This is a genomic window from Porticoccus sp. GXU_MW_L64, assembly GCF_052983295.1.
Genome location: NZ_JBRKJK010000001.1, coordinates 362,626 through 385,168 on the forward strand (window position 1 = coordinate 362,626; position 22,543 = coordinate 385,168).

22 protein-coding genes, 1 tRNA gene and 1 pseudogene are annotated in these 22,543 nt (G+C 54.1%); 10 read left to right on the forward strand and 14 right to left on the reverse strand.

From position 1 onward, the window contains the following. Nucleotides 1-2: 2 nt before the first annotated feature. From ACVBEJ_RS01635 to ACVBEJ_RS01645, 3 genes and pseudogenes are all read right to left on the reverse strand, one after another. Nucleotides 3-431: an ExbD/TolR family protein gene (locus ACVBEJ_RS01635; protein ID WP_447127843.1), complete on the reverse strand. Its 429-nt coding sequence runs from the start codon at nucleotides 429-431 to the stop codon at nucleotides 3-5. A 125-nt stretch (nucleotides 432-556) separates the two neighbouring features. Further along, nucleotides 557-1,159: pseudogene (locus ACVBEJ_RS01640) on the reverse strand (MotA/TolQ/ExbB proton channel family protein); the annotation flags it as partial. A 343-nt stretch (nucleotides 1,160-1,502) separates the two neighbouring features. Beyond that, complete coding sequence (locus ACVBEJ_RS01645) at nucleotides 1,503-3,830, reverse strand: DNA internalization-related competence protein ComEC/Rec2 (protein WP_447127844.1); 2,328 nt, start codon at nucleotides 3,828-3,830, stop codon at nucleotides 1,503-1,505. Nucleotides 3,831-3,963: 133 nt separating this feature from the next. Here ACVBEJ_RS01645 and ACVBEJ_RS01650 point away from each other — a divergent pair, with 133 nt between their 5' ends. Further along, complete coding sequence (locus ACVBEJ_RS01650) at nucleotides 3,964-5,097, forward strand: patatin-like phospholipase family protein (protein ID WP_447127845.1); 1,134 nt, start codon at nucleotides 3,964-3,966, stop codon at nucleotides 5,095-5,097. Between the two features lie 369 nt (nucleotides 5,098-5,466). Here the strand turns inward: ACVBEJ_RS01650 and ACVBEJ_RS01655 are convergent, their stop codons facing one another. From ACVBEJ_RS01655 to ACVBEJ_RS01690, 8 genes are all read right to left on the reverse strand, one after another. Continuing rightward, a complete protein-coding gene (locus tag ACVBEJ_RS01655; RefSeq protein WP_447127846.1) occupies nucleotides 5,467-5,805 on the reverse strand; it encodes a DUF2288 domain-containing protein in 339 nt (112 codons plus the stop codon). Then, complete coding sequence (locus ACVBEJ_RS01660) at nucleotides 5,798-6,085, reverse strand: GIY-YIG nuclease family protein (RefSeq protein WP_447127847.1); 288 nt, start codon at nucleotides 6,083-6,085, stop codon at nucleotides 5,798-5,800. Before ACVBEJ_RS01660 ends, ACVBEJ_RS01655 begins: the two co-directional genes overlap by 8 nt. A gap of 154 nt (nucleotides 6,086-6,239) precedes the next feature. Beyond that, on the reverse strand, nucleotides 6,240-6,476 hold the full coding sequence (gene acpP / locus ACVBEJ_RS01665; RefSeq protein ID WP_289155138.1) for an acyl carrier protein: 237 nt from the start codon (nucleotides 6,474-6,476) through the stop codon (nucleotides 6,240-6,242). A 176-nt stretch (nucleotides 6,477-6,652) separates the two neighbouring features. Continuing rightward, on the reverse strand, nucleotides 6,653-7,399 hold the full coding sequence (fabG, locus tag ACVBEJ_RS01670; RefSeq protein WP_447127848.1) for a 3-oxoacyl-ACP reductase FabG: 747 nt from the start codon (nucleotides 7,397-7,399) through the stop codon (nucleotides 6,653-6,655). A gap of 40 nt (nucleotides 7,400-7,439) precedes the next feature. Continuing rightward, nucleotides 7,440-8,375 carry an ACP S-malonyltransferase gene (gene fabD, locus ACVBEJ_RS01675; RefSeq protein WP_447127849.1) on the reverse strand — a complete coding sequence of 312 codons (936 nt, stop codon included), beginning with the start codon at nucleotides 8,373-8,375 and terminating at the stop codon, nucleotides 7,440-7,442. Continuing rightward, on the reverse strand, nucleotides 8,372-9,424 hold the full coding sequence (gene plsX, locus ACVBEJ_RS01680; protein ID WP_447127850.1) for a phosphate acyltransferase PlsX: 1,053 nt from the start codon (nucleotides 9,422-9,424) through the stop codon (nucleotides 8,372-8,374). The genes fabD and plsX overlap by 4 nt, the downstream gene beginning before the upstream one ends. A gap of 49 nt (nucleotides 9,425-9,473) precedes the next feature. Further along, nucleotides 9,474-9,656: a 50S ribosomal protein L32 gene (gene rpmF / locus ACVBEJ_RS01685; protein WP_447127851.1), complete on the reverse strand. Its 183-nt coding sequence runs from the start codon at nucleotides 9,654-9,656 to the stop codon at nucleotides 9,474-9,476. A gap of 77 nt (nucleotides 9,657-9,733) precedes the next feature. Further along, entirely contained in the window at nucleotides 9,734-10,207 is a 474-nt protein-coding gene (locus tag ACVBEJ_RS01690; RefSeq protein ID WP_447127852.1) for a YceD family protein, read from the reverse strand. Nucleotides 10,208-10,352: 145 nt separating this feature from the next. Between ACVBEJ_RS01690 and ACVBEJ_RS01695 the strand changes: the two genes are divergently transcribed. Continuing rightward, entirely contained in the window at nucleotides 10,353-10,931 is a 579-nt protein-coding gene (locus ACVBEJ_RS01695; RefSeq protein WP_447127853.1) for a Maf family protein, read from the forward strand. 107 nt (nucleotides 10,932-11,038) lie between these two features. Here the strand turns inward: ACVBEJ_RS01695 and ACVBEJ_RS01700 are convergent, their stop codons facing one another. Further along, nucleotides 11,039-11,695 (reverse strand): HAD-IA family hydrolase, encoded by a 657-nt coding sequence (locus tag ACVBEJ_RS01700; RefSeq protein WP_447127854.1) that lies wholly within the window; start codon nucleotides 11,693-11,695, stop codon nucleotides 11,039-11,041. Then, nucleotides 11,692-12,666 carry a 23S rRNA pseudouridine(955/2504/2580) synthase RluC gene (gene rluC, locus ACVBEJ_RS01705; RefSeq protein ID WP_447127855.1) on the reverse strand — a complete coding sequence of 325 codons (975 nt, stop codon included), beginning with the start codon at nucleotides 12,664-12,666 and terminating at the stop codon, nucleotides 11,692-11,694. Before rluC ends, ACVBEJ_RS01700 begins: the two co-directional genes overlap by 4 nt. 686 nt (nucleotides 12,667-13,352) lie before the next feature. On the opposite strand from rluC, the gene rne reads away from it, so the two are divergent. The 8 genes from rne to ACVBEJ_RS01745 all read left to right on the forward strand — a co-directional run bounded on the left by rne (nucleotide 13,353) and on the right by ACVBEJ_RS01745 (nucleotide 20,981). Beyond that, the gene (gene rne / locus ACVBEJ_RS01710) at nucleotides 13,353-16,295 is read left to right on the forward strand and encodes a ribonuclease E (protein WP_447127856.1); all 2,943 of its coding nucleotides are present in this window, start codon (nucleotides 13,353-13,355) and stop codon (nucleotides 16,293-16,295) included. Nucleotides 16,296-16,367: 72 nt separating this feature from the next. Beyond that, nucleotides 16,368-16,455, forward strand: a tRNA-Ser gene (locus ACVBEJ_RS01715). A gap of 158 nt (nucleotides 16,456-16,613) precedes the next feature. After that, nucleotides 16,614-17,678 (forward strand): tyrosine-type recombinase/integrase, encoded by a 1,065-nt coding sequence (locus ACVBEJ_RS01720; protein ID WP_447127857.1) that lies wholly within the window; start codon nucleotides 16,614-16,616, stop codon nucleotides 17,676-17,678. A gap of 90 nt (nucleotides 17,679-17,768) precedes the next feature. Continuing rightward, a complete protein-coding gene (locus ACVBEJ_RS01725) occupies nucleotides 17,769-18,260 on the forward strand; it encodes a hypothetical protein (protein WP_447127858.1) in 492 nt (163 codons plus the stop codon). Between the two features lie 380 nt (nucleotides 18,261-18,640). After that, nucleotides 18,641-19,096, forward strand: a complete 456-nt coding sequence (locus tag ACVBEJ_RS01730) for a hypothetical protein (RefSeq protein ID WP_447127859.1) — start codon at nucleotides 18,641-18,643, stop codon at nucleotides 19,094-19,096. A gap of 138 nt (nucleotides 19,097-19,234) precedes the next feature. Further along, nucleotides 19,235-19,861 (forward strand): YagK/YfjJ domain-containing protein, encoded by a 627-nt coding sequence (locus tag ACVBEJ_RS01735; RefSeq protein WP_447127860.1) that lies wholly within the window; start codon nucleotides 19,235-19,237, stop codon nucleotides 19,859-19,861. 18 nt (nucleotides 19,862-19,879) lie between these two features. Further along, nucleotides 19,880-20,467, forward strand: a complete 588-nt coding sequence (locus tag ACVBEJ_RS01740) for a hypothetical protein (RefSeq protein ID WP_447127861.1) — start codon at nucleotides 19,880-19,882, stop codon at nucleotides 20,465-20,467. Nucleotides 20,468-20,777: 310 nt separating this feature from the next. Next, nucleotides 20,778-20,981, forward strand: a complete 204-nt coding sequence (locus ACVBEJ_RS01745) for a hypothetical protein (protein ID WP_447127862.1) — start codon at nucleotides 20,778-20,780, stop codon at nucleotides 20,979-20,981. Between the two features lie 847 nt (nucleotides 20,982-21,828). On the opposite strand, the gene ACVBEJ_RS01750 is transcribed toward ACVBEJ_RS01745, so the two are convergent. Further along, nucleotides 21,829-22,527 (reverse strand): hypothetical protein, encoded by a 699-nt coding sequence (locus tag ACVBEJ_RS01750; protein WP_447127863.1) that lies wholly within the window; start codon nucleotides 22,525-22,527, stop codon nucleotides 21,829-21,831. Between the last annotated feature and the right edge of the window lie 16 nt (nucleotides 22,528-22,543).

The window sequence follows — 22,543 nt, forward strand, 5'->3', positions numbered from 1 at the left end:
TTTTATTCCACAGCCGCACTGTCCGGGCGGCGCGTTGTAATGCTCAAATTGGCAAAGCCCGCACGACCGGCGGCATCCATGGCGGTAACCCCCGCCTGAAAACTGGCATTGGCATCACAGGTGACCACCAGGGGGATACTGTTGTCGCCGCCAGAGGCCTCTTGCAGAGCGGCAATAATGGTATCCGCCTGGCGATTGACCAGGCTCTTGCCATTGACGCTGTAATTGCCTTCCCCATCAACAAGAATTTCGATCAGGCGCGGAGGTTCGGAACTGGCCAACCCTTCCGCTTCCGGCAAATCCACTTTCAGGCGAGTCTCTTTGGTAAAGGTGGTGGAAACCATAAAGAAGATCAACAACAAAAATACCACGTCGATCAGCGGCGTTAAATTAACGCCCTGTTCGCGACTGCGTTGACGTTTGAACTTCACGGCTTTTTCGCCGCCGGGCGAGTGGCGCTGCGTGATTCACCGTTGCGACGAGAGCGTTGCTGGGGCGCCGGATTGACTTTTTGAGCCTGGGATTGATCTGCTGCAGACTGGTTGGGCGTAAACAGGCGGTCGCCGTGCAGTGCCCCCACCAACTTGATCGCCTGATCCTCCATATCCACTACCAGGCCATCCAGCTGACGCTCAAAATAGCGGTGCAACATCAGCGCCGGAATCGCCACCGCCAAACCAGCGGCAGTGGTAATCAATGCCTCGGAGATACCACCGGCGAGCACGGCAGCATTACCGGTGCCCTCCAGCATAATAGCGGTAAACACCTTGATCATGCCGATCACCGTACCCAATAAACCCAGCAGCGGCGCGACCGCAGCGATGGTGCCCAGGGGCGCGAGAAAGCGTTCCAGGTCGTGCACCACCTGATTGGCCGCCTCCTCGATGCAGTCTTTCATAACATCGCGGCCGTGTTCGGAATTACTCAGGCCAGCGGCCAGAATTTTCCCCAGAGGGGACGAGTCCCGCAACTCCTGCAATTTTTGCCGGGTAATTTCATGGTGGCGCAACCAGTGCCACACTTCAGCCAGCAAATTGCTGGGTACCACCCGCTCCCGGCGCAGGTTCCAGTAACGTTCCACCGCAATGGTGACCACCGCCACCGAACACAGCAGTATCGGCGCCATCAACCAGCCGCCAGCAACGATCAGTTCGTACACGAATTTCCCCCAGTGCGTCCTTTTGCGAAAGGCGACACTTTACCATAACCCCAAGCGGTTTTATCCAATCACATCACTGCCAGACCATACTGCTCAAACCATGCAGCGAGAAGAACAATGGTTATGCTGAAGATCCGTATTCGGTGGCGCTTTTCCAGACCGCCTGTGGCAGGGATGCCACAGACGAGCCTACATGGATGTATTGACGGCGTGTCAGGAAAAGCGCCACCGAATACTGAGCCACCACAATCTGCTCAAGCAAAACTATTAACCCGCGCTGGCTACGCCAGCGGCGGCACATCCCTGTGCCGCATTATTAAACGCAACCTATAAGATTGCCGGTTTAATAGCCCTGCCAAAAAAACCGGTAACCAGATCGCTCCCTGATTACCTGCCAGCCATCATCCAACAACTCAAAAGTCACCGCGCCATCCCTGCTGGTATTCCACTGCCTGGCACCTACAGCACGGTAGCGCTGCACCACTTTCGGATGCGGATGGCCAAAATGGTGTTTGTAACCGGCGGAATAGATCACATGCGCAGGCTGTAATCTCTCAACAAAAGCTGAGCTGGACGATGTAAAGCTGCCATGGTGAGGCGCCACCACAACATCCACCGCCGGCAGCTGATCCAGCAGTGCCCGCTCCCGGCTGGCTTCGATATCCCCCGGCAACAACAGCCGGTGCTTTCCCGCCGTCACCAACAACACACAGGATGCATTGTTGCCGGAAAACCTCGTCTCCTGCACAGGACTTAACACCTCGAACAACACCTCACCCCAGCGCCAGCTGTCCCCGGCACGACAGGGCTTGCCATCACTGACACCGGGCAATGGCTCTCCCAGCCAAATATCACCAACCTCCACAGACGCAACCAACCCCAGGGTGCCACCGGCGTGATCATTATCGGCATGACTGACCACCAAGCGATCAATGCGGTGAATCCCCCTGGCGCGCAAAAAAGGCGCCACCACACCACTGCCCGCATTAAAACGTTCGCTGAAAACCGCACCGGTGTCGTAAACAAGGCTGCGCTCACCGCTGCGAACCACCACCGCCAGCCCCTGCCCCACATCCAATACTGTGACTCTCAATAACGGCTGCGGCGGTGCCATAAAAAATACCAACACAAAGGGCACCACCCCCAGCCAGCGCCCCGGCACTCCGCGGGGCAGCAACAACAGCAACGCCGCTGCCATCAGCGACACCAGCAAACCCGTAGAAAACCCCACAGGCGGCTTGAGCAGCAACCCGGCATAACCATCAAACCACTGCAAGCCCTGATAAAACCACTGCAATTGCCAGCCCGCCAGCTGCCAGAGCCAGTGGGCCGCATCCGCAGACACAAAAGCAGCCACCACCCCCAGCAAACAAACGGGCACCACGGCGATATTGAGCCAGGGAATCGCCACGCCGTTAACCAACACCGACAGCACAGGCAACTGGCCATAGGCAGCCAGCAACAGAGGTGCCAGCACCGCAAATACCGTCCACTGAGGGCGCCACCAACGATGCAACCAGCCCCGAATTCCCGATGGCCGTCCCACCAGAGGCGCAAACACCCAGAGCAGGCCAAACACCGCCACAAAGGACAGCCAAAAACCGCCGCTGTGTGCCGCCAGCGGGTCTACCAATGCTACCGCTGCCAACGCTGCCTGCAGGTGGTTAAAGGGCGAAGCATTATTGCGCAACAAACGCACCAACAGCACTGCCACCACCATCGCAAAAGCACGGGTGGCGGGCAGGCCGAAGCCAGACAACGCCGCGTAAAAACCCGCCCCCAACAAGGCACAAAACGAGGCCCACAATTGCGCAGGCACGGCGGGAAGCAACAAATTTAAAGGGCGCGCCAATAAACTGCCCAGGCCGTAACAGAGAACTCCGAAAAGGCCGATATGCAGACCGGAAATCACCATCAGATGCGTTGTGCCAGTGCGATTAAACAATGCCCACTGTTCAGGGCCCAAAGCAGAGCCATCCCCCACGGCCAAAGCCTGCAACAACCCCCGCTGCAGTTCGGGCAACGGCAGGCTGCCAATCTGGAGATGGAGGTTTTCACGCAACCCGGCCAAAGGGGGCTGGCGCTGCCCCAACAATTGATTAACAGCTGTTGTTGGGGTGTTTTCAGCGGATGTCGCGCGCACGTAGCCCGTCGCCGATATACCCTGCTGCAACAGCCAGTGGCGATAATCGAAACCACCGGGATTGGCAAACCCCCGGGGGCGACGCAGTTTGACCCGCAACTGCCAATACTGGCCGGTTTTCAGGGTTGGGCGGGCACCGTACCAACTCAACAACAGCTTGTTCAGTGGCACCGACTTGCCGTCCAGCACCCCGGTGCATGTGTCTACCTGTAGGCGAAAGCGGCTGCGCCGATGGTCACTTTGTGGCAAGCCCAGTACGCTTCCCCGTACATCAAACTCCTGCAGCTCAAGGGATTCCGGCAATTGCTGATTGAGCAATTGCTGGCCGCTGTACAGGCCCCAGGCAACCCCCAGGCAAAGGCCAAGAAAACGGTAGTCGCGATAACGGCCAATGGACCAAATAGAGATAACGGCAGCGGGAAGGCCAAGCCAGGTCGATGGCAGCTCTGGCAAAAAACTGACACCAAAAACGCCGCTGGCAAACAACAGCAGGCAGTGGGTGATGGGGTGATTTGCGGAATAAGTCATAAAACATCCTTGTTTTAGAGGCACTTAAACGTACCGATAAAGTCGTACCCTTAAAGCAAAAGGTTTTACCTCTCCTTTCTTATAGACCACAATAGAAGCAGAGGGCCATAAAAACAACCGGGATGACCACCTTATGTCTACAGCCCTGATTCTTTCCGGCGGCGGTGCCCGCGGCGCCTACCAGGTGGGTGTACTGAAAGCGCTGGCGGAAATTTTACCCCGCGACACCTACAACCCCTTTCCTGTGATCTGTGGCACCTCCACCGGTGGCATCAATGCCCTGGCACTAGCGGGCCGCCCCGGTCATTTTCGCCTGCGCATGCGCAAGCTGGAATACATCTGGCGCAGTATTTCCCCAGACAAGGTTTACCGCGCCGACGCCCTGGGTGTGCTGAAAAACACCATCAAGGTAATGGTGTCGTTCTTCCACAGCGGCTACCCCTTTGGTTGCCCGGTGGCACTGTTTGACAACTCACCTCTGAAGGAACTGCTGGAAAAGACCGTGCGCTTTCGCTATATCGACGAAGCCATTGCCAGCGGTGAATTGCACGCCCTCTGCATCACCTGCATGAGCTACACCACCGGGCAGTCCGTGGCGTTTTTCCAGGGTTCCGACCGCCATAACCCTTGGGAGCGCTCGCGCCGTGTAGGGGTGCGCACGGGTTTGACTGTAGAACACCTGATGGCATCCTCTGCCATTCCCGCGCTGTTTCCGGCCAAACAAATTGGCGACCATTACTACGGTGATGGCGCCATTCGCCAACTGAAACCCCTCAGCTCTGCCCTGCAACTGGGCGCGCGCAAACTGTTTGTAATCGGCGTCAGCGACAATCCCCGCCACAAACCGGAGATGACCAAACCAGACCACCCTCCCTCCATTGCCCAGATTGTCAGCCACATGTTTAACAGCGCCTTTATCGACGCCATGGAAGCCGACCTGGAAACCCTGCACAGCATCAACCGACTGGTGAAAGAGTTCGATAGCGAGGAGCGCCGGGAACTGGGCATCAGCGATATGCGCCCCATTGAAGCGCTGTCGATCAACCCGTCACAACCCATCGACGTGATGGCCACCGAATACCTGGACAACCTGCCCACCAGCCTGAAACTGTTTATGCGCGCCATCGGCGCCACCGCCCAGGGCGGTGGCGCCAGTACCGCGAGCTTTTTATTGTTTGAAAAGGAATTTTGTACCCGACTGCTGAATATGGGGTACCGGGATGCGATGGAACAGGAAAAGGAAATTCGGGAGTTTTTTGGGTGCTGAAAATGCTGATTAAGTCGCCCCCCGTCATCGCGAGCGCAGCGTGGCGATCTTTTTAACCTGAATCCGTAACTTCAGAGTGGATGCAGAGCGTAAGATATTGGTTTCACAGTGGAATTAAAAAATCTTAGCTTAACCCATCGGTTAAGTGGGCATTTTTTAAACCGCTGTGGAATCAAGAGCTTGTGCTATGCGCCGCTCTGAAGTTACGGATTCAGGTTTAAAGTAGCAGAGAACTTTGTGAATGCGGCAATAAGCTGATGGAGATTGCTGCGCTTTGCTCGCAATGGCGAGCACAAACGAAATACCTCACCACACTATCCCTCGTAACCCATACAACACAGCTGCATCCTTTGCGTTTCAATACCCGGCTCAGCTCGATTCATGGGCTTTCTCCTGCACCAACACCCAGGGCTTGACCACGCAGGTCCACAGGGCGCTGTTATCAGCGTACCAACCCTGCGCCTGTTGATCGCTTACCTGAGCCACCTGCCCGCTGGCCATCCACTGTTGTATCTGGGCGCTGTTATCGAGGGATATCTGCATTGCCACTTCGGTCATATCCAGCTGCGACGCTATGGCGATCACCGATCCCGAGGCAAAAAAGCGCTGCAGGTCGTGCCAGTGGACGCGGGCGGTTTCCAGGTTGAGTTTGGCTTTTAGTATCTCCGGATCGCGCTCCGCTTGTATTTGCTGTTGGATATCATCCATTGTTTTCTAGCTCTGCTACTTGATCAACGTCCAGCTCTCCTGCCACCAGCTGCTCTTTCTTTTGTTTGTTGAGTTTCTTTACTGCTGCTTCCAAGCGTAACGCTTGTGAATGATCACCAATCTGACAACGGTACACCAATTGCAATGGCCCCTTGCCCCGCAGGGCTTTGGCACCCTTGCCGCTATTGTGTTCTGCAAGGCGACGCTCTACATCGGTACTGATGCCGGTGTAGAGAGCACTGTTCGCGGTACGGATTATATATAGATGCCAATCTGCCATTTTGTCATTCTGAGCGTAGCGAAGAATCTCTTACCCACCTGCAAGGCGAGATCCTTCGCTGCGCTCAGGATGACAGCGGGCGGGCTGGAGAAGCAAAAAAGCCGCCTTTGCGAGCAAAGGCGGCTTTTTTTTGTACGGATCGAACCGTTCTGTATCAGTCCAGGTTCTCGCTGATGTAGCTGATGGCCTGTTGTACAGTGGTGATTTTTTCCGCTTCCTCATCGGGGATTTCGGTGTCGAACTCTTCTTCCAGAGCCATAATCAGCTCTACGGTGTCCAGAGAATCTGCACCCAGGTCTTCCACAAAGGAAGACTCAGGCTTCACTTCTTCTTCTTTAACACCCAGTTGCTCGGCAACCATTTTGATGACGCGTTCTTCAATGCTGCTCATGAGTAATATCACCCCTAATTGGTAAGCATTTTACGTTGTTTACCCAGCCATTTTGCTACGGCTGTAGTATTTGAATAACTGTTGTCTGGCGACAATGGCTGCGCATTGTACCTGAAAATTGCCAATGCGTAACCCATTTTTAATGGCGCTGACATGGAGCCACTTTGATGCCCAAATCAGCCCATATACATACCACCGTTGACATGGATGGTTTCGCCGGTGATGTAGGCGGCTGCGTCACTGGCCAGGAAGGACACCACCTGAGCGATTTCCTGCGGCTGCCCCAGCCGCGCCAGCGGCACCATGGACAACAGCGATGATTTGGCGTCTTCACCCAGTTCATCGGTCATATCCGTCTGTATAAAGCCCGGAGCCACCGAATTCACGGTGATATTGCGGGAGCCCAGCTCCTTGGCCAGCGCCCGCGCCATGCCCGCAGCCCCGGCTTTGGTGGCAGCGTAGTTGCTCTGCCCCACGTTGCCCATGGAGCCAATTACCGAGGTGATATTGATAATGCGCCCCCAGCGGGCTTTGGTCATACCGCGCACGCTGGCTTTGCTGAGGCGATAGATAGAACTGAGGTTGGTGTCGATCACATCGAACCACTCGTCATCCTTCATGCGCATCAGGATATTGTCTTTGGTGATACCGGCGTTGTTCACCAGAATGGTGGGCGCGCCCTGCTGTTCGTTAATGGCTTTCAACAAGTCGTCCACAGATTTCTGGTCAGTGACATTGAGCACCATGCCCTGCCCACCATTGCCCGCCATACGCTCGCTGATGCGCTGGGCACCGCCCTCGCTGGTGGCTGTGCCGATTACAGTAGCGCCTTTGGCGGCCAGTTCGTCAGCAATGGCAGCGCCAATGCCACGGCTGGCGCCAGTTACCAGGGCCACTTTGCCCGCTAAAATTTGTTCACTCATGGTTATTCCCCTCTTAAATTAGGCCCCTTAAATTATGTCATCAGGCTTCTGCCAATGCGTTTTCCAGGCTGGCCACATCTTCAGTAGCCAGCGCCTTGATGGTGCGGTCGATGCGTTTGCACAGCCCACTGAGCACTTTGCCGGGGCCACACTCAACCACGGTCTCGATACCCGCTGCTTTCAGCGCCTTGGTGCAATCCACCCACAGCACTGGCTTGTAGATTTGTTCAATCATCAGTGCCTTGATCGCGGCCGGGTCGGATTCGGTTTGGGCGTTGACGTTGTGAATCACAGGTACCGCCGGAGCTTCAAAACGAGTGGCTTCAATCTGGGCAGCCAGTCTGTCGGCCGCCGGGCGCATCAGCGGAGTATGGAAAGGTGCACTCACCGGCAGTGGCAAGGCGCGCTTGGCGCCGGCTTCTTTACAGGCTTCCATGGCGCGCTCTACGGCGCCAGCGTGACCGGCAATCACTACCTGACCGGGGGAATTAAAGTTCACTGGCACCGCCACTTCGCCATTGCTGACCAGTTTGCAGGCAGAAACAATAACCTCGTCATCCAGGCCAATAATGGCAGCCATGGCGCCAACGCCCTGGGGCACAGCCTCTTGCATGTAAGCGCCGCGGCAGCGCACCAGATCCACTGCATCGGCAAAAGCCACGACACCAGAGCACACCAGCGCTGACCACTCACCCAAGCTGTGGCCTGCCATAAAAGAGGGTTGCGCGCCGCCTTTTTCCTGCCACACGCGCCACATGGCGACGCTGGCGCTAAGCAGCAGCGGCTGGGTACACTCGGTGAGATTGATGTGTTCCTGCTCACCGTTTTGCACACGATCCCACAGGTCGTAACCCAGTACCTGAGAAGCCTCCTCAAAGGTGGCCTGCACCACCGGAAACTGGGCGGCGATATCCGCCAACATGCCAATTTTCTGGGAGCCCTGCCCCGGGAACACAAACGCGAGCTGGTTAGTCATAAGTCATTCTCTGCTGTTGTTTCATTGTTGTTGTCACTGGCAAAAGCCTGTTCGATCTGCCGGGACAGCCCGGCTTGCGCCTCCTCAAGTGCCACCTGTAACGCTTGGGCAAACCCCAACCGGCAGGCAGAGCCATGGCTTTTCACCACCACCCCGCGCAGGCCGAGAAAGCTGGCGCCGTTGTGTTGGGCCGGGTCTATAGAGCGACGAAAGTGTAGCAATATCGGCCTTACCAGGGCAGCCACCAAACGGGTATACCAGGTGCGACTGAAAGCGGCGCGTAGGCGCTCGGCAACCATTCGAGCGACACCTTCACCGGCTTTCAGCGCCACATTGCCGTTAAAGCCATCACACACCACGATATCCGTGGTGCCTTTATAAATGTCGTCGCCTTCCACAAAACCCAGGTAGTTGATGGCCTTGTCTTGCGCCAACAGTTCCGCAGCATCGCGCACACACCGGGCACCCTTTTGATCTTCAGAGCCCACATTGAGAAGCCCCACCTGAGGGCTGTCGATATTATCAAGGGTGCGCACCAGACAGCTGGCCATAGCAGCAAACTGGTGCAATTGTTGTGGCGTGCAGTCCAGATTGGCGCCAGCATCCAACAGATAGGTACGGCGTGTTAACGCGGGCAGCGCGGCGCAGATGGCGGGCCGTTCGATACCGGGATACAGGCGTAACTGTATCAACCCCATGGCCATTAAAGCACCGGTATTGCCCGCACTGATACAGGCATCTGCATCGCCCTGCTCCACCGCACTAATCGCCTGCCACATGGAGGAATCACGCTTGTGGCGCAGCGCCTGAGAAGGTTTTTCGTCGTTGTCCACCTGCTGTTCGCAGTGCACAACGGTAAGGCGCTCGGGGGTTGAGGCTGAGGTTGAGGAAAGTTTTTGCAGGCAGGCGCGAATCTGCGCCTCGTCACCATAGAGGCTGACACCAACATTGGGGTTGCGGCTGAGAAAATCAGCGGCGGCAGGAACCGTGACGCGGGGACCGAAATCCCCGCCCATGGCGTCGATAGCGAGACTGATTAAGCCCGTCAAAGAAATGTGCCCGCAATCAGTGACCGATCAGGCAAAAGGAGAGCTTAACTTAGTCGTCGCGACCGGTTTCAACCACTTTCTGACCGCGGTAGAAACCGTCGGCAGTCACGTGGTGGCGGCGATGCTTTTCGCCGCTTACTGCGTCGGTAGACAGGGTGGCTTCGCCCAGCGCATCGTGAGAGCGGCGCATACCGCGGCGAGAGCGGGTTTTACGGTTTTGTTGTACAGCCATGATGTTCTCCTGATGACTATTTACTATCTATATGTACTTTCTATATATGAATCAAAAGGCACCATGGCCTATTCAATTCACAATTTCTTTTTCAGCTGCTCTAACACCTGGAAGGGGTTGGGCTTTTCTTCCACCTCCACCTCTCCGGTAGAGTAGTGGCTGGACGCCGAACACTCACCCAGCGGGTGATAATTCACGTAGGGCAGCGCCAGTAATAATTCGTCTTCCACCATATCGCTGAGAGAAGCGCTGTCGTCCGCCACCACCCAGGGTTCCAAATCCCGGTTCAGGCGCGGCGCATCTTCCTCACTCCACACCAGACCAAGTGCAACCTCTGCCTGTAACTGCTGTTCCATGGGTTGCATGCAGCGCTGGCAGTTAACGGTTACATTGGCGCTTACCCGTCCGGTAACCACCCGTTGATTCTGCTCGTCGGTGGCGAAATCCAGGCTCACCTCTACAGGCTCCGGCAGAGCCGCAACTGCACTGGCCAACCGGGGCAGTTGCGAAGCGACAAAACACCCCGTCAGGCGCACACCCTGACCAGTCAATTTTCGTGCATCAACTATGGCCGGGAGAGCTCTGTTCGGGGGGGGTGTTGACATAGGCGCGCAATTCTAGTGATCTGCCTATCATAAGTCAAAGCCTATCTTGACCGTTTTGGCAGTTAGAATAGCCCCAAAAAATGAGTCCCGAATGACCCAAATCCTGCTCGCTTCGTCTTCACCCTATCGCCGCCAACTGCTGGAGCGCCTCGGCCTGTCTTTTCAGTGCCGGTCTCCGCAGGTGGATGAAACACCACTGGCCAATGAATCCCCCATCGATCTGGCATTGAGGCTGTCCCAAACCAAAGCCCGCGCATTGGCAGAGCAGCACCCCAACCACTGCATTATCGGCTCTGACCAAGTGGCGGAGTGCAATGGCGCGATCCTCCACAAACCCGGCGACTTTGACACCGCCAGACAGCAACTGCGGCAGCAATCCGGCAATACCGTGCGCTTTCACACCGGCCTGTGCCTGCACAACAGCGCCAGCGGAGAGTCACAAACAGACGTGGTGACAACAACGGTGTATTTTCGCCAGTTAAGTGACGGGGAAATTGAACGCTATTTGCACCGTGAACAGCCTTACGATTGCGCCGGCAGTTTTAAGGTAGAGCAGTTGGGTGTGTCATTGTTTAAGAAAGTGGAGAGTTCCGATCCGACGGCGTTAGTGGGCTTACCGTTGATTCGGTTGTGTGAGATGTTACGGCAAAGCGGTGTAGCGACACCTTAACTCCAGCCACTTCGTCATCCCCGCGCAGGCGCACTGCTACCCGGGATAAATTCCCCAGCCGTCATTGCGAGCGTAGCGAAGCAATCCAGTGTCTTTGAGTCGTTGCTTTATAAACAAAGCCGCTGGATCGCCGCCTCAACCTCAGAAAAGCAATCCACTACCGCAAACGGGCCATGCTTTTCCAGCCTTTCCACACTGTGGGCACCATAACTGACCCCAAGCCCGGGTACCTGGGCATTGGCCGCCATTTCCAGGTCGTATTCCGTATCCCCTACCATGACCGCCTGCCGGGACTGCACGCCAAATTCCACCAGCAGCTCTTCAATCATCAGCGGATGGGGCTTGGAGCGGGTTTCATCGGCGCAACGGCTGCCGTGAAAAAAACCATCCAGGCCCTTCTCTGCCAGTACCCGATCCAACCCCCGGCGGCTTTTACCGGTCGCGACTGCCAACAAAAAGCCCTGCTCCCGAAGCCGCTCCAGCGTCCCCATCACACGAGGGTAAAACGGCGATGGTACTTTGTCGTTACTCAGAAAATGTCGGGAGTAATCGGTTTTCAACTGTTCAATAACCCGATCGTCCTGTAACTGCGGATACAGGATGGCGATGGCCTCGTACAAACCCAGGCCGACAATATTCTGCACCGCCTCTGTGGTTGGCGGCTCCAGACCACCGTCTTCCGCGGCCCGCTGCATGCAAAAGGCAATGCGCGGCAGGGAATCACTCAAGGTGCCGTCCCAGTCAAAAATCAACAGCTCGGTCATTCTTTCAGTTGCCCTAGTGGTGTCGCCAGCTCCAGAGGCAGCGGCGCTTCTACTGCACAGATTTGCTCACTGTCCGGCAAGCGAAAACGCAATGTACTGGCGTGCAGGAACATTCGTTCCAGCCCGGCTTGCTTCATGTACAGGTTAAATTCTTCATCGCCATATTTGCTGTCCCCGGCCAGCGGGTGACCGGCAAACTGGCTGTGAACACGAATCTGGTGGGTACGGCCGGTTTCCAACCTGGCTTTGACCAGAGTAGCCCGCTGAAAACGGCGCAACACCGAAAACCGGGTGGCGGAGGCCTTGCCGTCGGCGGCAACTTTCACAATGCGCTCGCCAGATTTGAGTTCATTTTTGCGCAGTGGCACATCAATGCGCTTGCGGTCGCCGGGCCAGCGCCCCTTCACCAGGGCCGTGTACTCCTTAACCACCCGCTGATTGCGCATTTCATCCTGTAACCAACGCAAGGCACTGCGTTTTTTGGCCAGCATAATGCAGCCGGAGGTATCCCGATCCAGGCGGTGCACCAACTCCAGAAAGTGTTGCTGTGGGCGCATGGCGCGCAGGCATTCAATCAACCCCAGGTTGATACCACTGCCACCGTGCACCGCCAGACCAGCGGGCTTGTTGATCACCAGCACTCGCTCATCTTCATACACAACGGACTGTTGCAGCAATTTTTGCAAACCCACACCAGGGCCGGCAGTGGCGGGCCTGTCGGAAACACGAACCGGAGGAATGCGCACCACATCGCCACAGCTGAGGCGGGTTTCCGGTTTTACCCGGCCCTTGTTGACCCGCACCTCACCTTTGCGCAACAGGCGGTAGATTCGCGATTTGGGAACCCCCTTGAGGCGGGACAACAAAAAATTGTCCACGCGCTGACCGTCCTGGTCCTCGGTGACTTCAACCAGGCGCACGCCAGTGTTTGGGCCATTGGCAAATTTGTTGGGGATATCGCTGTCGGTCACTGTCTATTGCGGGCCGCTGAAAATGGCGCGCATTCTAACAGGTATCTCCGTTTGGGTGATGTTTTTTCTTCTTTATATTGAAGGGGTTAGCAATTGTTGTTATAGTCGGCCGTCCCGTGGATTCTGGACGCTGTTTATATCCCAAAAGACCACGCGACAGTTAATCGACAGAAAATGTATGGCACATTTATCACTGAACATGTGCCCTTAACACAAATTTTAACGCCCCTGCCCGCACCCTGAACACCGCTGGCAGGCGCAAAAAGAAACCGCACACAGGTGCGGGGCCTAACAGAAACAGAAAACAGAGATAACACGCAGAAACAGAGCGCAGAAAGCCAGCAGACAATATGACATCTGGCTGACTGCCCTGACATAACCGATGGCGAGTGCGCCAACCGACATGCCCGGCATACAGCCGATGCAACAACAGTAAACAGGGCTCAGATAGCCCAGTGCGCGCGACCCAGACAAAGACATCGGACAACAACAGAGAATCACAGCGAAAGTCGACTGAATACCCAGATGACAACAACGTTAAGAAGCACAGACAAACTGCATCACTAACCCATGCAATTGCCATCGACTTTGCCCGATGGTGCCCTCTGTTGCCTTCTCTGCCCTGCCCTCTTTCCTGACTGTAAGCCCCGCCTGCTGTGCCATAACAACGCACACAGGACACAAACATGAAGCGTATGCTAATCAATGCAACTCACCCGGAGGAGTTGCGTGTGGCCATGGTCGATGGCCAAAAACTGTACGACCTGGACATTGAAAACCGCACCCGCGAACAGAAAAAAGCCAATATCTACAAAGGCAAAATCACCCGCGTAGAACCCAGCCTGGAAGCCGCCTTTGTGGACTACGGCGCCGAGCGCCACGGCTTCCTGCCTCTGAAAGAAATTTCCCGCGAATACTTCAGCAAAAAGCCCAACGAAATCCAGGGCCGCATCCGCATTCAGGACGTGGTTAAAGAAGGCCTGGAAGTGATCGTACAGGTGGAAAAAGAGGAACGCGGCAACAAGGGCGCGGCACTCACCACCTTTATCAGCCTGGCGGGGCGCTACCTGGTACTGATGCCCAACAACCCCCGCGCTGGCGGCATTTCACGCCGCATTGAAGGCGAAGAACGCTCCGAACTGCGCGAAGCCATGCGCGACCTCAACATTCCCAAAGGCATGGGGGCCATTGTTCGCACCGCCGGTATTGGCCGTTCTGCGGAAGAACTGCAATGGGACCTGGACTACCTGGCACAACTCTGGGCCACCATCAAAAACGAGGCGGACAGCTCCAGCGCGCCGCACTTTTTGTTCCAGGAAAGCAACATCATCATTCGCGCCATTCGCGACTACCTGCGCCCGGATATTGGCGAGGTCATCATCGACAATCAGGACGCCTGCAACCTGGCGCGCGCCTTTATCCAGCAGGTAATGCCCAACTTCCACAGCAAGATTCGCGATTACGAAGACAGCACCCCCCTGTTTACCCGCTACCAGGTGGAAAACCAGATCGAGACCGCCTTCCAGCGGGAAGTGAAATTGCCTTCCGGTGGCTCCATCGTTATCGACCCCACAGAGGCGATGATCTCCATCGACATCAACTCCGCCCGCGCCACCAAAGGCAGTGACATCGAGGAAACCGCCTTCCAGACCAACCTGGAAGCCGCCGATGAAATCGCCCGCCAGTTGCGCCTGCGGGATGTGGGCGGACTGATTGTTATCGACTTTATCGACATGAACGCCAGCAAGCACCAGCGGGAAGTGGAAAACCGCATGCGCCGTGCCCTGGATATTGATCGCGCCCGCGTCCAGGTGGGTAAAATCTCCCGCTTTGGCCTGCTGGAAATGTCCCGCCAGCGCCTGCGCCCCTCTCTGGAGGAAACCACCTCCAAAGTGTGCCCCCGCTGTAGCGGTCAGGGCACCATTCGCGGCACCCGCTCTCTCGCCTTGTCCATCCTGCGCCTGGTGGAAGAAGAAGCGCAAAAAGAGTTCAGCGTGGAAATTCGCGCCATCACCCCGATGGAAATCGCCACCTTCCTGCTCAACGAAAAACGCAGCGAAATCAGCGATATTGAAAAGCGCAACAACATCCGTGTGGTGGTGATACCCAACAACCACATGGATACCCCGCACTTTGAAGTGCAGCGCCTGCGCGAACAGGATGGCGTCAGCAAAGAATACAGCTACGTACTGGCGGACAGCATCACCCCGGAAACCGTTACCAACGACAGTCTTGCCGCGCCCGTTACCCCGACAGAATTGCCCAAGCCTGCGGTGCAGGGCATGGTGCGCACCGCACCGGCACCCACTCCGGAAAAGCAGCCCGCCAAAACCAAGGCAGCGACCAACAAAAAGCCCGGCCTGCTGAAGCGCATCCTCAATGCCCTGTTTGGCAAAGAGGAAGAACCGAAAAATACCCGCAACAATCGCGGTAAGGGCCGCAACCAGCAAGCCCGTAACCGCCACTCGCAAAATCGTCGTGGTGACAATCGCAATCGCCGTGGCAACCAGAGCCGCAATCGTCAGGCACAGAGTCACGACAACCGCAGTGGACGCAATCAAAACCGCAACCAGGATCGCGGCCAAGATCGCAATTCGAATCGCAGCTCTGATCGTAACCAGGACCGCAATCAGAACCGCGACAACCGCCGTCAGAACGAACAGCGCACTCAAGGCCAAAACAAGCGCAGCCAACAACAGGTCAGCAAGCCAGAACAACAAAACACCGCTGACACTCAACAGGCTGATAACAGCCAGAGCCAGAATAAAGGGCCAAAACGCCGCCCCAACGGTGAACGCCGCAATCCGCGCCGCAAGCGCGAGCGCCGCGACGTGTCCCCGGAGCTGCTGGCAATGACCGCTGCACCAAGCGCTGATGCCACCACCGAAAAAGCACCGTCCGTACAACCTGAAGCTGCTGTAGAAGCTAAACCAACTCCTGCAGCTGAAACACCCGTTGTCGAAACAGCCGCTCCCGAAGCACCGGTTGAAGAAGCTGTCGTGGAGGTTGCACCTGCCGATCAAGCTCCAGTAGAACTGCCTGCAGCTGAATCAACTCCTGCTGAACAAATGCCTGTTGAGCAGGTTTCCGAAACGACCGCTGAACAACAGCCAGCCGAGGAAGCAACAGCGCAAACACCTGTAACTGCTGTAGAAAACGAGCCAGAAGCGGATGTGGCAGAAGTAGCCGTTCAAAAGCCGGTGGAAACCCAAAGCGACCTTTTCAGCGAGCCTGCTCAAGCAGAGCCAGATCCAGTAGCTGCGGAACCAGCTACAGAAAAATCTGCACCAGCAGCAGCTGTGGCCGCCGAGGTGAGTGTAGAGGAAAGTGCCGAGGAAACAGTCGCAGAAGCCGAACAAACCACCGACAGCGACCAGCAACTGCAAGCCGAAGCAGAGCAACCGCAAGTGGAAGCCGCAGCCACTGAAGAACTGACCCGCCCCAGCAATGACCCGCGTAAAAACCCGCGCAAAATTGCCAAGGTAGAAGTCACCAACATCACTGCCAGCCAGTCCAGCGCCCAGGCACTGGACACCAGCAAACCGGCGCCAGTTCAGGTCCAAACCAGCGAATTCACCCGCCCGGCCAACGACCCCCGCGCCAAGCGCCAGGACAGCCCGGCGAGCTGACAAAAAAGGCACAAGCACGTGCGCAATTGAGCTTGTGCCTTTCGTTTTACCCGCTATAATTGCGCACCTTACGGTGGGGTGGCTGAGTGGTCGAAAGCGGCGGTCTTGAAAACCGTTGAGGGTAATACCTCCCAGGGTTCGAATCCCTGCCCCACCGCCACTTACCCCTTGTACTACAAGGGCTACACAAAAAAATGCTTAGTTCTGTTCGGAACGTTCAAACCAACAAGGCGAGGCATTTGTCACACTTTTGGCACACCACCGTGCCAGTTCTGTCATTTGCCTCAAATTATTTGATTAGTTTTGAGGACAGTTCTAATGGCTACCATCCGTAAACGCGAAGGCAAGAAAGGCGTCTCTTATTGCGCAATCATCCGCAAGCAAGGTTTTCGTCAGCGCACAGCGACATTCCCCACCAAAAAGGCAGCCCAGGAATGGGCTAAAAAAACTGAGGGAGAGCTAACAGCCCTCAAATACGACCCAACCCTAGGCTGTGGCGACAAAACCGTCTCAGACGCGATTAGAGCGCATTCGGGGTCGATTCCCACCATAGGCAGGCTCGCATACTGGAACGAAGCCATTGGAGCCTTAAAACTCAAGGATCTACACAAGCGAGTCATAAAAGATCACCTAGATCGAATTGCCTCCACTGTAAGCAAGCAAACCAAGAAGCTGCCCACACCTGCTACAGTCAACCGGTACAAAACAGAGTTGAGTGCCGTTTTTAGCTATGCGGTTGACCAAGATTGGCTCGATCGAAACCCATGCAGAGACATCAAAAACCGAAAGGAAAACAACACCCTTGAAAGGTGGCTCTCCCTTGATGAAATCCCCGCGCTTAGAACGGCCTGTGTGGCCCAGCACTGGGACAGGATGTGGCTTCTAGTATGTGTTGCACTTTGCACGGGAGCGCGCTTAGGAGAACTACTGAGCCTGCGCTGGGGGCAGGTGGACTTCAAGAACGGTGCAATCTACCTGACTAGAGAAACTAAAACCAAAAAGCCGCGCACATTGACCATTATTGGCGAGGCATACGATTTACTACAGGAGTTTAGCCAACAAGACAAAGGGGCAGCCATCCCCATCAACTTTTCCAGGTTGCCTGTATTCCCTGGTCGCAATCCATTACAGCCAAGAACCAGAATTCACGAAATCTGGAAGCGGGCCAGAATAGACTGCGGGATGTGGAATCCTGACAACCCTAATGAGCACGTTAGATTCCATACCATCAGGCACTCTACGGCGTCCCTACTGCTGAACAACGGGGAAAGGCTGGCGACAGTGAAAGAAGTTCTAGGGCACACAACAATCGCCACAACACAGAGATATGCCCACCTTGAGCAGGATCAAGCTAAAGCTGCAGTACAGGAGCTTTTTGGATAAATGCAACACATTAGAGAAGACGCCGAACTATTACTGCTAGAGCTTCATCGGAGCGGAATCCCAGTCAATCTGCGATCCAGCGAGGAGCTCTTGAATGAGTTTGAAACACAAAAAGTACCTTGGGAATCGGCAATAGGTTTGCTTATCGCTGGCGCTCTATTGGGTAAACGGAGGCAAAGTCAGGCAGATGGACAGCTTGGTTCTATCATTCCGGAAGCAGTGGCAGATCTGAGGTTGTCGGCAACAAAATTACTCATCGCCAATAAAGCAACAAATCAAAATTATCCGCCTCATCTACGGCGTATTACTGACGAGGAAATGAATCAGCTACGAGAGGTTGTCAGGCAGGCTAACAAACTGTCTGACAGTTTCCCGCAAGCACCCTCGCCCTGCGATTCTGATTGGCTGGGAGAGCTCATTGCCTGGTGGGAAATGCAGGGCAAGAAAGTCCCCAAGAAGTGCCACACCTACTCCCCGTTTCACCGACTTGCCATTCTCTACGGCAAGGCGCTAAAGCAAGTAGAATTTTCTACAACCGACATCACCACACGAATCAACACATACTCAAAATCTCACAATTAGGGGGTGGCCGTCGTCCAGTCCGCCCCCTACATCTAGCTCTAATCAACTCATAAATTATCACCTGAACGTTCCGAACCTCTACGATTTAGGAGATTTACAAATGAGTTCCCCCATAGATTACAAGGATCTGAGCAAGTGGAAGAAAGTTGACCACATTGTTCAAACCTACCCTGACCTCGCATCCGAAAACCAACTCCGCTGGCTTTTAAGAAATCGAGAGCACAACGGCTTTTCTAAGTTTACTTCCCGAATGGGAAAGACTCTTTTGATCCACATTGATGGTCTTGCTGAATATCTGGCAGAGCCTCAAAGGCGATCAGCTTAACCCCAAGTTATCGAGTCGCTGTGCCTCAACTGTGTACACAAGCAGCGGAGCGCCAGTGAATAAAGGGAAGATCAACGCCTTTTTAAACCGTCACATGAAAAGTGGCCTGACTCGCCACAAGTCAGACCACTCAGAAATCACTGCTATTAGGGGTAGCCGCGATATGAGTAATTTTAAGCTGGTGCCACAGCCAATACTAGAGAAATGCCTAAAAAGCCTGGGTGAGTCAGAGCAAGAAAAATCCGTTTTGGCATACATCCTATCGAATCCATTTAATTTGACCCACGAAATAGCTGCGGGTGCAGGGGCCATCAATGTACCGCAAGTTGTTAAAGACCTGAGGCCAAAGTGCATCAAGTTTGGAATTGAAATTTTCAACTATCTGCCAGCGTGTAGGCATATCAATAGGCACGGTAGGCCATCCCAGCTCCATCGCTGGTATGGGGAATTTAACCCAGTAATTTACAAGCAAAGGCAAAAAGTTCTGACAGAAAACTGCGCAGAAATGTGAACAAAGATCTTACACCGAAAAAATCCAAGCAATTGGCGCTGCGCCCCTTTAATGCCAAGGGCTAAGGGTTGAGCGGCAAGATTGCGAAGGTAGGTTATTTAAAGTTCACATAAACGGAGTCACTGCAAAGCAGTTCCAATGAGCGAAGCGAGATTTAAGAGAAAGCGATCGGAGTTGCACGAATACGGAGGCAAATCCTATCCAATCAATGCTGATGATGAGTACCGGTGCATACCAATGTTGTTAGACAGATTTATCGAACAATTCAATCGTAGCCTAGAGCACCACAGCAAAGTGCTGTTACTTAGGGTTGATCTAAATTCTCACAAAGATTCAGAGGTGAGTAACAGAGATGTTGAAAGTCTGCTGCGTTGGCTTAAGCAATGGCTAAGGGGGCATTACCGAATGACAAATGTTGGCCACTTCTGGGTCGTTGAGAGAAGCAGGGCCAAAGGCATCCATTGGCATGTGGCCCTGATGCTTGATGGCCACAAGGTTCAGCAATCGCACTATGTCATATCGAAGATCCGGTATCGCTGGCAGGACTGCCTGGATCTGGGATTGGTGAAAATTCCGCCAAACCCATACTTGAACATTAAGCGAGGCGACAAAGAGGCTATTGAGAAAGCTGTTTACAGGTGCTCATACCTGACCAAAGAGCGCAGCAAAAATGCTCACATTCAGGGTATGAGCTACTCAGCCAGCAAGCTCAAGTCAAAAGCACTACTGGCAACCAAACGCAGTGCAACAGAAAACAATACTTAAACCATGAGGAGCACCAACATGAAACTATCATCAGCTGATATTCAGCAATTACAGGCGCTTAAGGCAGAGGCCAAAGAGTTAGCCAGTAAGGCATCGCAAGCCAGCAACAAAAAAGAACAGTGGCAGGATATCGAGACACGACGAGCAAGGGGCGAAGAAAGAGCCTTGATTCAGGAAAGATCTCGCATAGAGGCCCAAGCATCCATTGATCCAAGCCCCAAGCTCCAGGAGCAGCTGAAAGAAATTGAGTTGCAGCTAGAGGCGTTCGGCGCATCACCTTTTGAGGTTAAACAGAAGCTCCACGAGTTTCATAGTTTAATGACCAGCTACCAGGCAAAGGCAAAAAATAAGCGAGTCGAAATCACCGAGGCCAGAATACGCCTCCAGCAAGGGCAGCCAGAAGCTAAAATTGATCTCGATAACTTCCTCATGCACCTGGGTCACAAATCCTACCCAATGGCTCGCCGCAACCAGTTAACCGAAGGCCGATGGGTGGAAATATTTATTATCGATTACCTATTTGGTGGCCAGAGAAGCCTGGCGGAAAGCTTGAATAACATCTGGCGGCAGATTGACGCAGAGTTTGAATCATTGGAGGCCAAGTAATGAGTGTTGAATCTCAGTTAAATCAAATACAGCAGAACATCGATGGAGTGCCAACGTCTGACGATGATTACCTGAAGCGACTGCAATTCGCACAGGATGAGTACGGAAACAGGCGAATGAGTAGTGACCTGAACTACCGCAAGTATGTTGAGCGGGAAATGCGAAGGCTGCGCCCTGGGGGTGTTCAAGTGGTCAACCCCAAGATAGTTCACAATGATGAATAGCCAGAGAAAAGCGGCCCTTAGCGGTCGCTTTCCCCATACCAAATCGTTGCCCTGCCCCCTAATTTACTGAGTTATCGAGATTTACTATGGGTACAAAGAAGCGTTTGCCATCACTTAAAACAATTGAGGGCATTCAGCACAATCTTGAGCGAGTGTTCAGAGAGGCCAGAAACGGTGAGATCGAAGTCGTAGACGCCAGCAAGTTCGCCTACATCTTGAAGATCCTCCATGACATGAGCTCAACCAGAGAGCTTGAGAAGCGCCTTGATGATTTGGAGAAAAGAATATGAAAGCTAGAGTCAGGTCACTTGAGAAGAAAGCCCGCATTAAAGAGCCGGGGCTATTAGTAAGGATCGTAAAATATCGGCATGGTGAGGCTGTTCCGCCAAGAGAGCGAAAGCCAGGTGTCAGAGTCAAAGACTTTACCGGCAGCGGGCGCGAGCAAAGCGGCTAGCAAGCTTTGCTAGTCGTCATCCCAATCTAGGGTGCGACCATTATCCTCCTTCCTGCGCCTCTCTTGCTTTCGGTCATGCTTGTAAAGCTCCCAGGCAAATATGCCCATGAGTGCCCCACCGAAAATCAGTATCCAATCTCCCATAAAGAAACTCCATATTCTTAGCTGCGGGCTGTTCGACTACCGCTTTTGAGCGCTTGATAAGCAAAAAATAGCAGTTGTCACAGTTTTGTACCACAGGTGGGCTCATACTCACTCAAATTATTTCTTTGACTCTCACCGCAGACCGTTGATAGTATCGGAGCTAGTTGGTTTGCAGCGCATTTAGCTGTGTACAAATGAGTAGCGGGACGCCCTTGAAAACCGTTGAGGGTAATACCTCCCAGGGTTCGAATCCCTGCCCCACCGCCACGCAGTCAGCCGAGCTTCTAGAGAAATCCAGAGCTCGGCTTTTTTATTTTAATTATCAAAAATTTACCCCTGTTATACCCACCCAAAAAAGCCCCAACACTGACCTCTGAGGCGCCAATTCCGCCAAAATCTTCGCATATTCTCAGTTCGCGATTTCGAGGTTGGATTTGCCATTCTGCTCTAGCTGAGCAACAGCAAAACGTGTAGCCCAATTCGAGCTGACTTGATATGGACTAACTGTATTCGGGTAGATGAATGACGGGAGGATTGAGCTAGCGATCTTGCCAGGAGAGTGGCAGCTTTTGCTTATCCTTTAATGACTTCAAAGATATGTTGATCGCCCTGCCCTCTACAAGCGCAGTGACTTCCTGAGGCGATAGAAACGCAAGCTGAAGTCGGTGACCAATGTAACTCGAGCAGAGACCTTCCTTAGCCGCTATCTCTTCAATGGATTTGACCTGTCCAGTCAGTAGCTGGTGGAGCCACTGAAAGGCCTTGAGTACAGCTTTGCCCAATGTTGGATCTGGAGAGTTAGTCTCTTCAGTGTCAAAGGGAATGATCAGTTTTTCTTCTATACCAGCCCTTTTGAGTTTGGTTGGAATTGAGAAGTTAATGTCAGCCAGCTCTCGCTCCTTTGAATCAGGCCCACTGTGCAGGTGACTAATGAGAGCATATTGATTTAGTGAAACCCGTATCTCAGATGAGGACACCTCCACTCGAACGTTAAAAGTCTGGAGCAGCTCAATCTGAACACTGACATCTAATCCCTTAAGGACTTCAGCCGCTTTTTGGCCAGCTGTAAGTAATCGTTGCCGCTCCGTAGCCTCCAATTTGAGCTGATCAGCCATATTTAACAGCTGATGCCCACTATTGCTGAGTAACCCAGAAAGAGTCTTTAAGACTGGCTGATCGATTTTATCGCTGGGCACATTTACTACGTTACCCAGTTTTGAAATACTCTCTTGCAGCATCTATCAGCCAGAAACA

Bases quoted from the DNA above. Each gene is read 5' to 3' on its own strand.
- ACVBEJ_RS01645 (WP_447127844.1), bottom strand. From the start codon at position 3,830: ATGACTTATTCCGCAAATCACCCCATCACCCACTGCCTGCTGTTGTTT.
- ACVBEJ_RS01650 (WP_447127845.1), top strand. From the start codon at position 3,964: ATGTCTACAGCCCTGATTCTTTCCGGCGGCGGTGCCCGCGGCGCCTAC.
- ACVBEJ_RS01655 (WP_447127846.1), bottom strand. From the start codon at position 5,805: ATGGATGATATCCAACAGCAAATACAAGCGGAGCGCGATCCGGAGATA.
- ACVBEJ_RS01660 (WP_447127847.1), bottom strand. From the start codon at position 6,085: ATGGCAGATTGGCATCTATATATAATCCGTACCGCGAACAGTGCTCTC.
- acpP (WP_289155138.1), bottom strand. From the start codon at position 6,476: ATGAGCAGCATTGAAGAACGCGTCATCAAAATGGTTGCCGAGCAACTG.
- fabG (WP_447127848.1), bottom strand. From the start codon at position 7,399: ATGAGTGAACAAATTTTAGCGGGCAAAGTGGCCCTGGTAACTGGCGCC.
- fabD (WP_447127849.1), bottom strand. From the start codon at position 8,375: ATGACTAACCAGCTCGCGTTTGTGTTCCCGGGGCAGGGCTCCCAGAAA.
- rpmF (WP_447127851.1), bottom strand. From the start codon at position 9,656: ATGGCTGTACAACAAAACCGTAAAACCCGCTCTCGCCGCGGTATGCGC.
- ACVBEJ_RS01695 (WP_447127853.1), top strand. From the start codon at position 10,353: ATGACCCAAATCCTGCTCGCTTCGTCTTCACCCTATCGCCGCCAACTG.
- ACVBEJ_RS01700 (WP_447127854.1), bottom strand. From the start codon at position 11,695: ATGACCGAGCTGTTGATTTTTGACTGGGACGGCACCTTGAGTGATTCC.
- rne (WP_447127856.1), top strand. From the start codon at position 13,353: ATGAAGCGTATGCTAATCAATGCAACTCACCCGGAGGAGTTGCGTGTG.
- ACVBEJ_RS01720 (WP_447127857.1), top strand. From the start codon at position 16,614: ATGGCTACCATCCGTAAACGCGAAGGCAAGAAAGGCGTCTCTTATTGC.
- ACVBEJ_RS01735 (WP_447127860.1), top strand. From the start codon at position 19,235: ATGAGCGAAGCGAGATTTAAGAGAAAGCGATCGGAGTTGCACGAATAC.
- ACVBEJ_RS01740 (WP_447127861.1), top strand. From the start codon at position 19,880: ATGAAACTATCATCAGCTGATATTCAGCAATTACAGGCGCTTAAGGCA.
- ACVBEJ_RS01745 (WP_447127862.1), top strand. From the start codon at position 20,778: ATGGGTACAAAGAAGCGTTTGCCATCACTTAAAACAATTGAGGGCATT.
- ACVBEJ_RS01750 (WP_447127863.1), bottom strand. From the start codon at position 22,527: ATGCTGCAAGAGAGTATTTCAAAACTGGGTAACGTAGTAAATGTGCCC.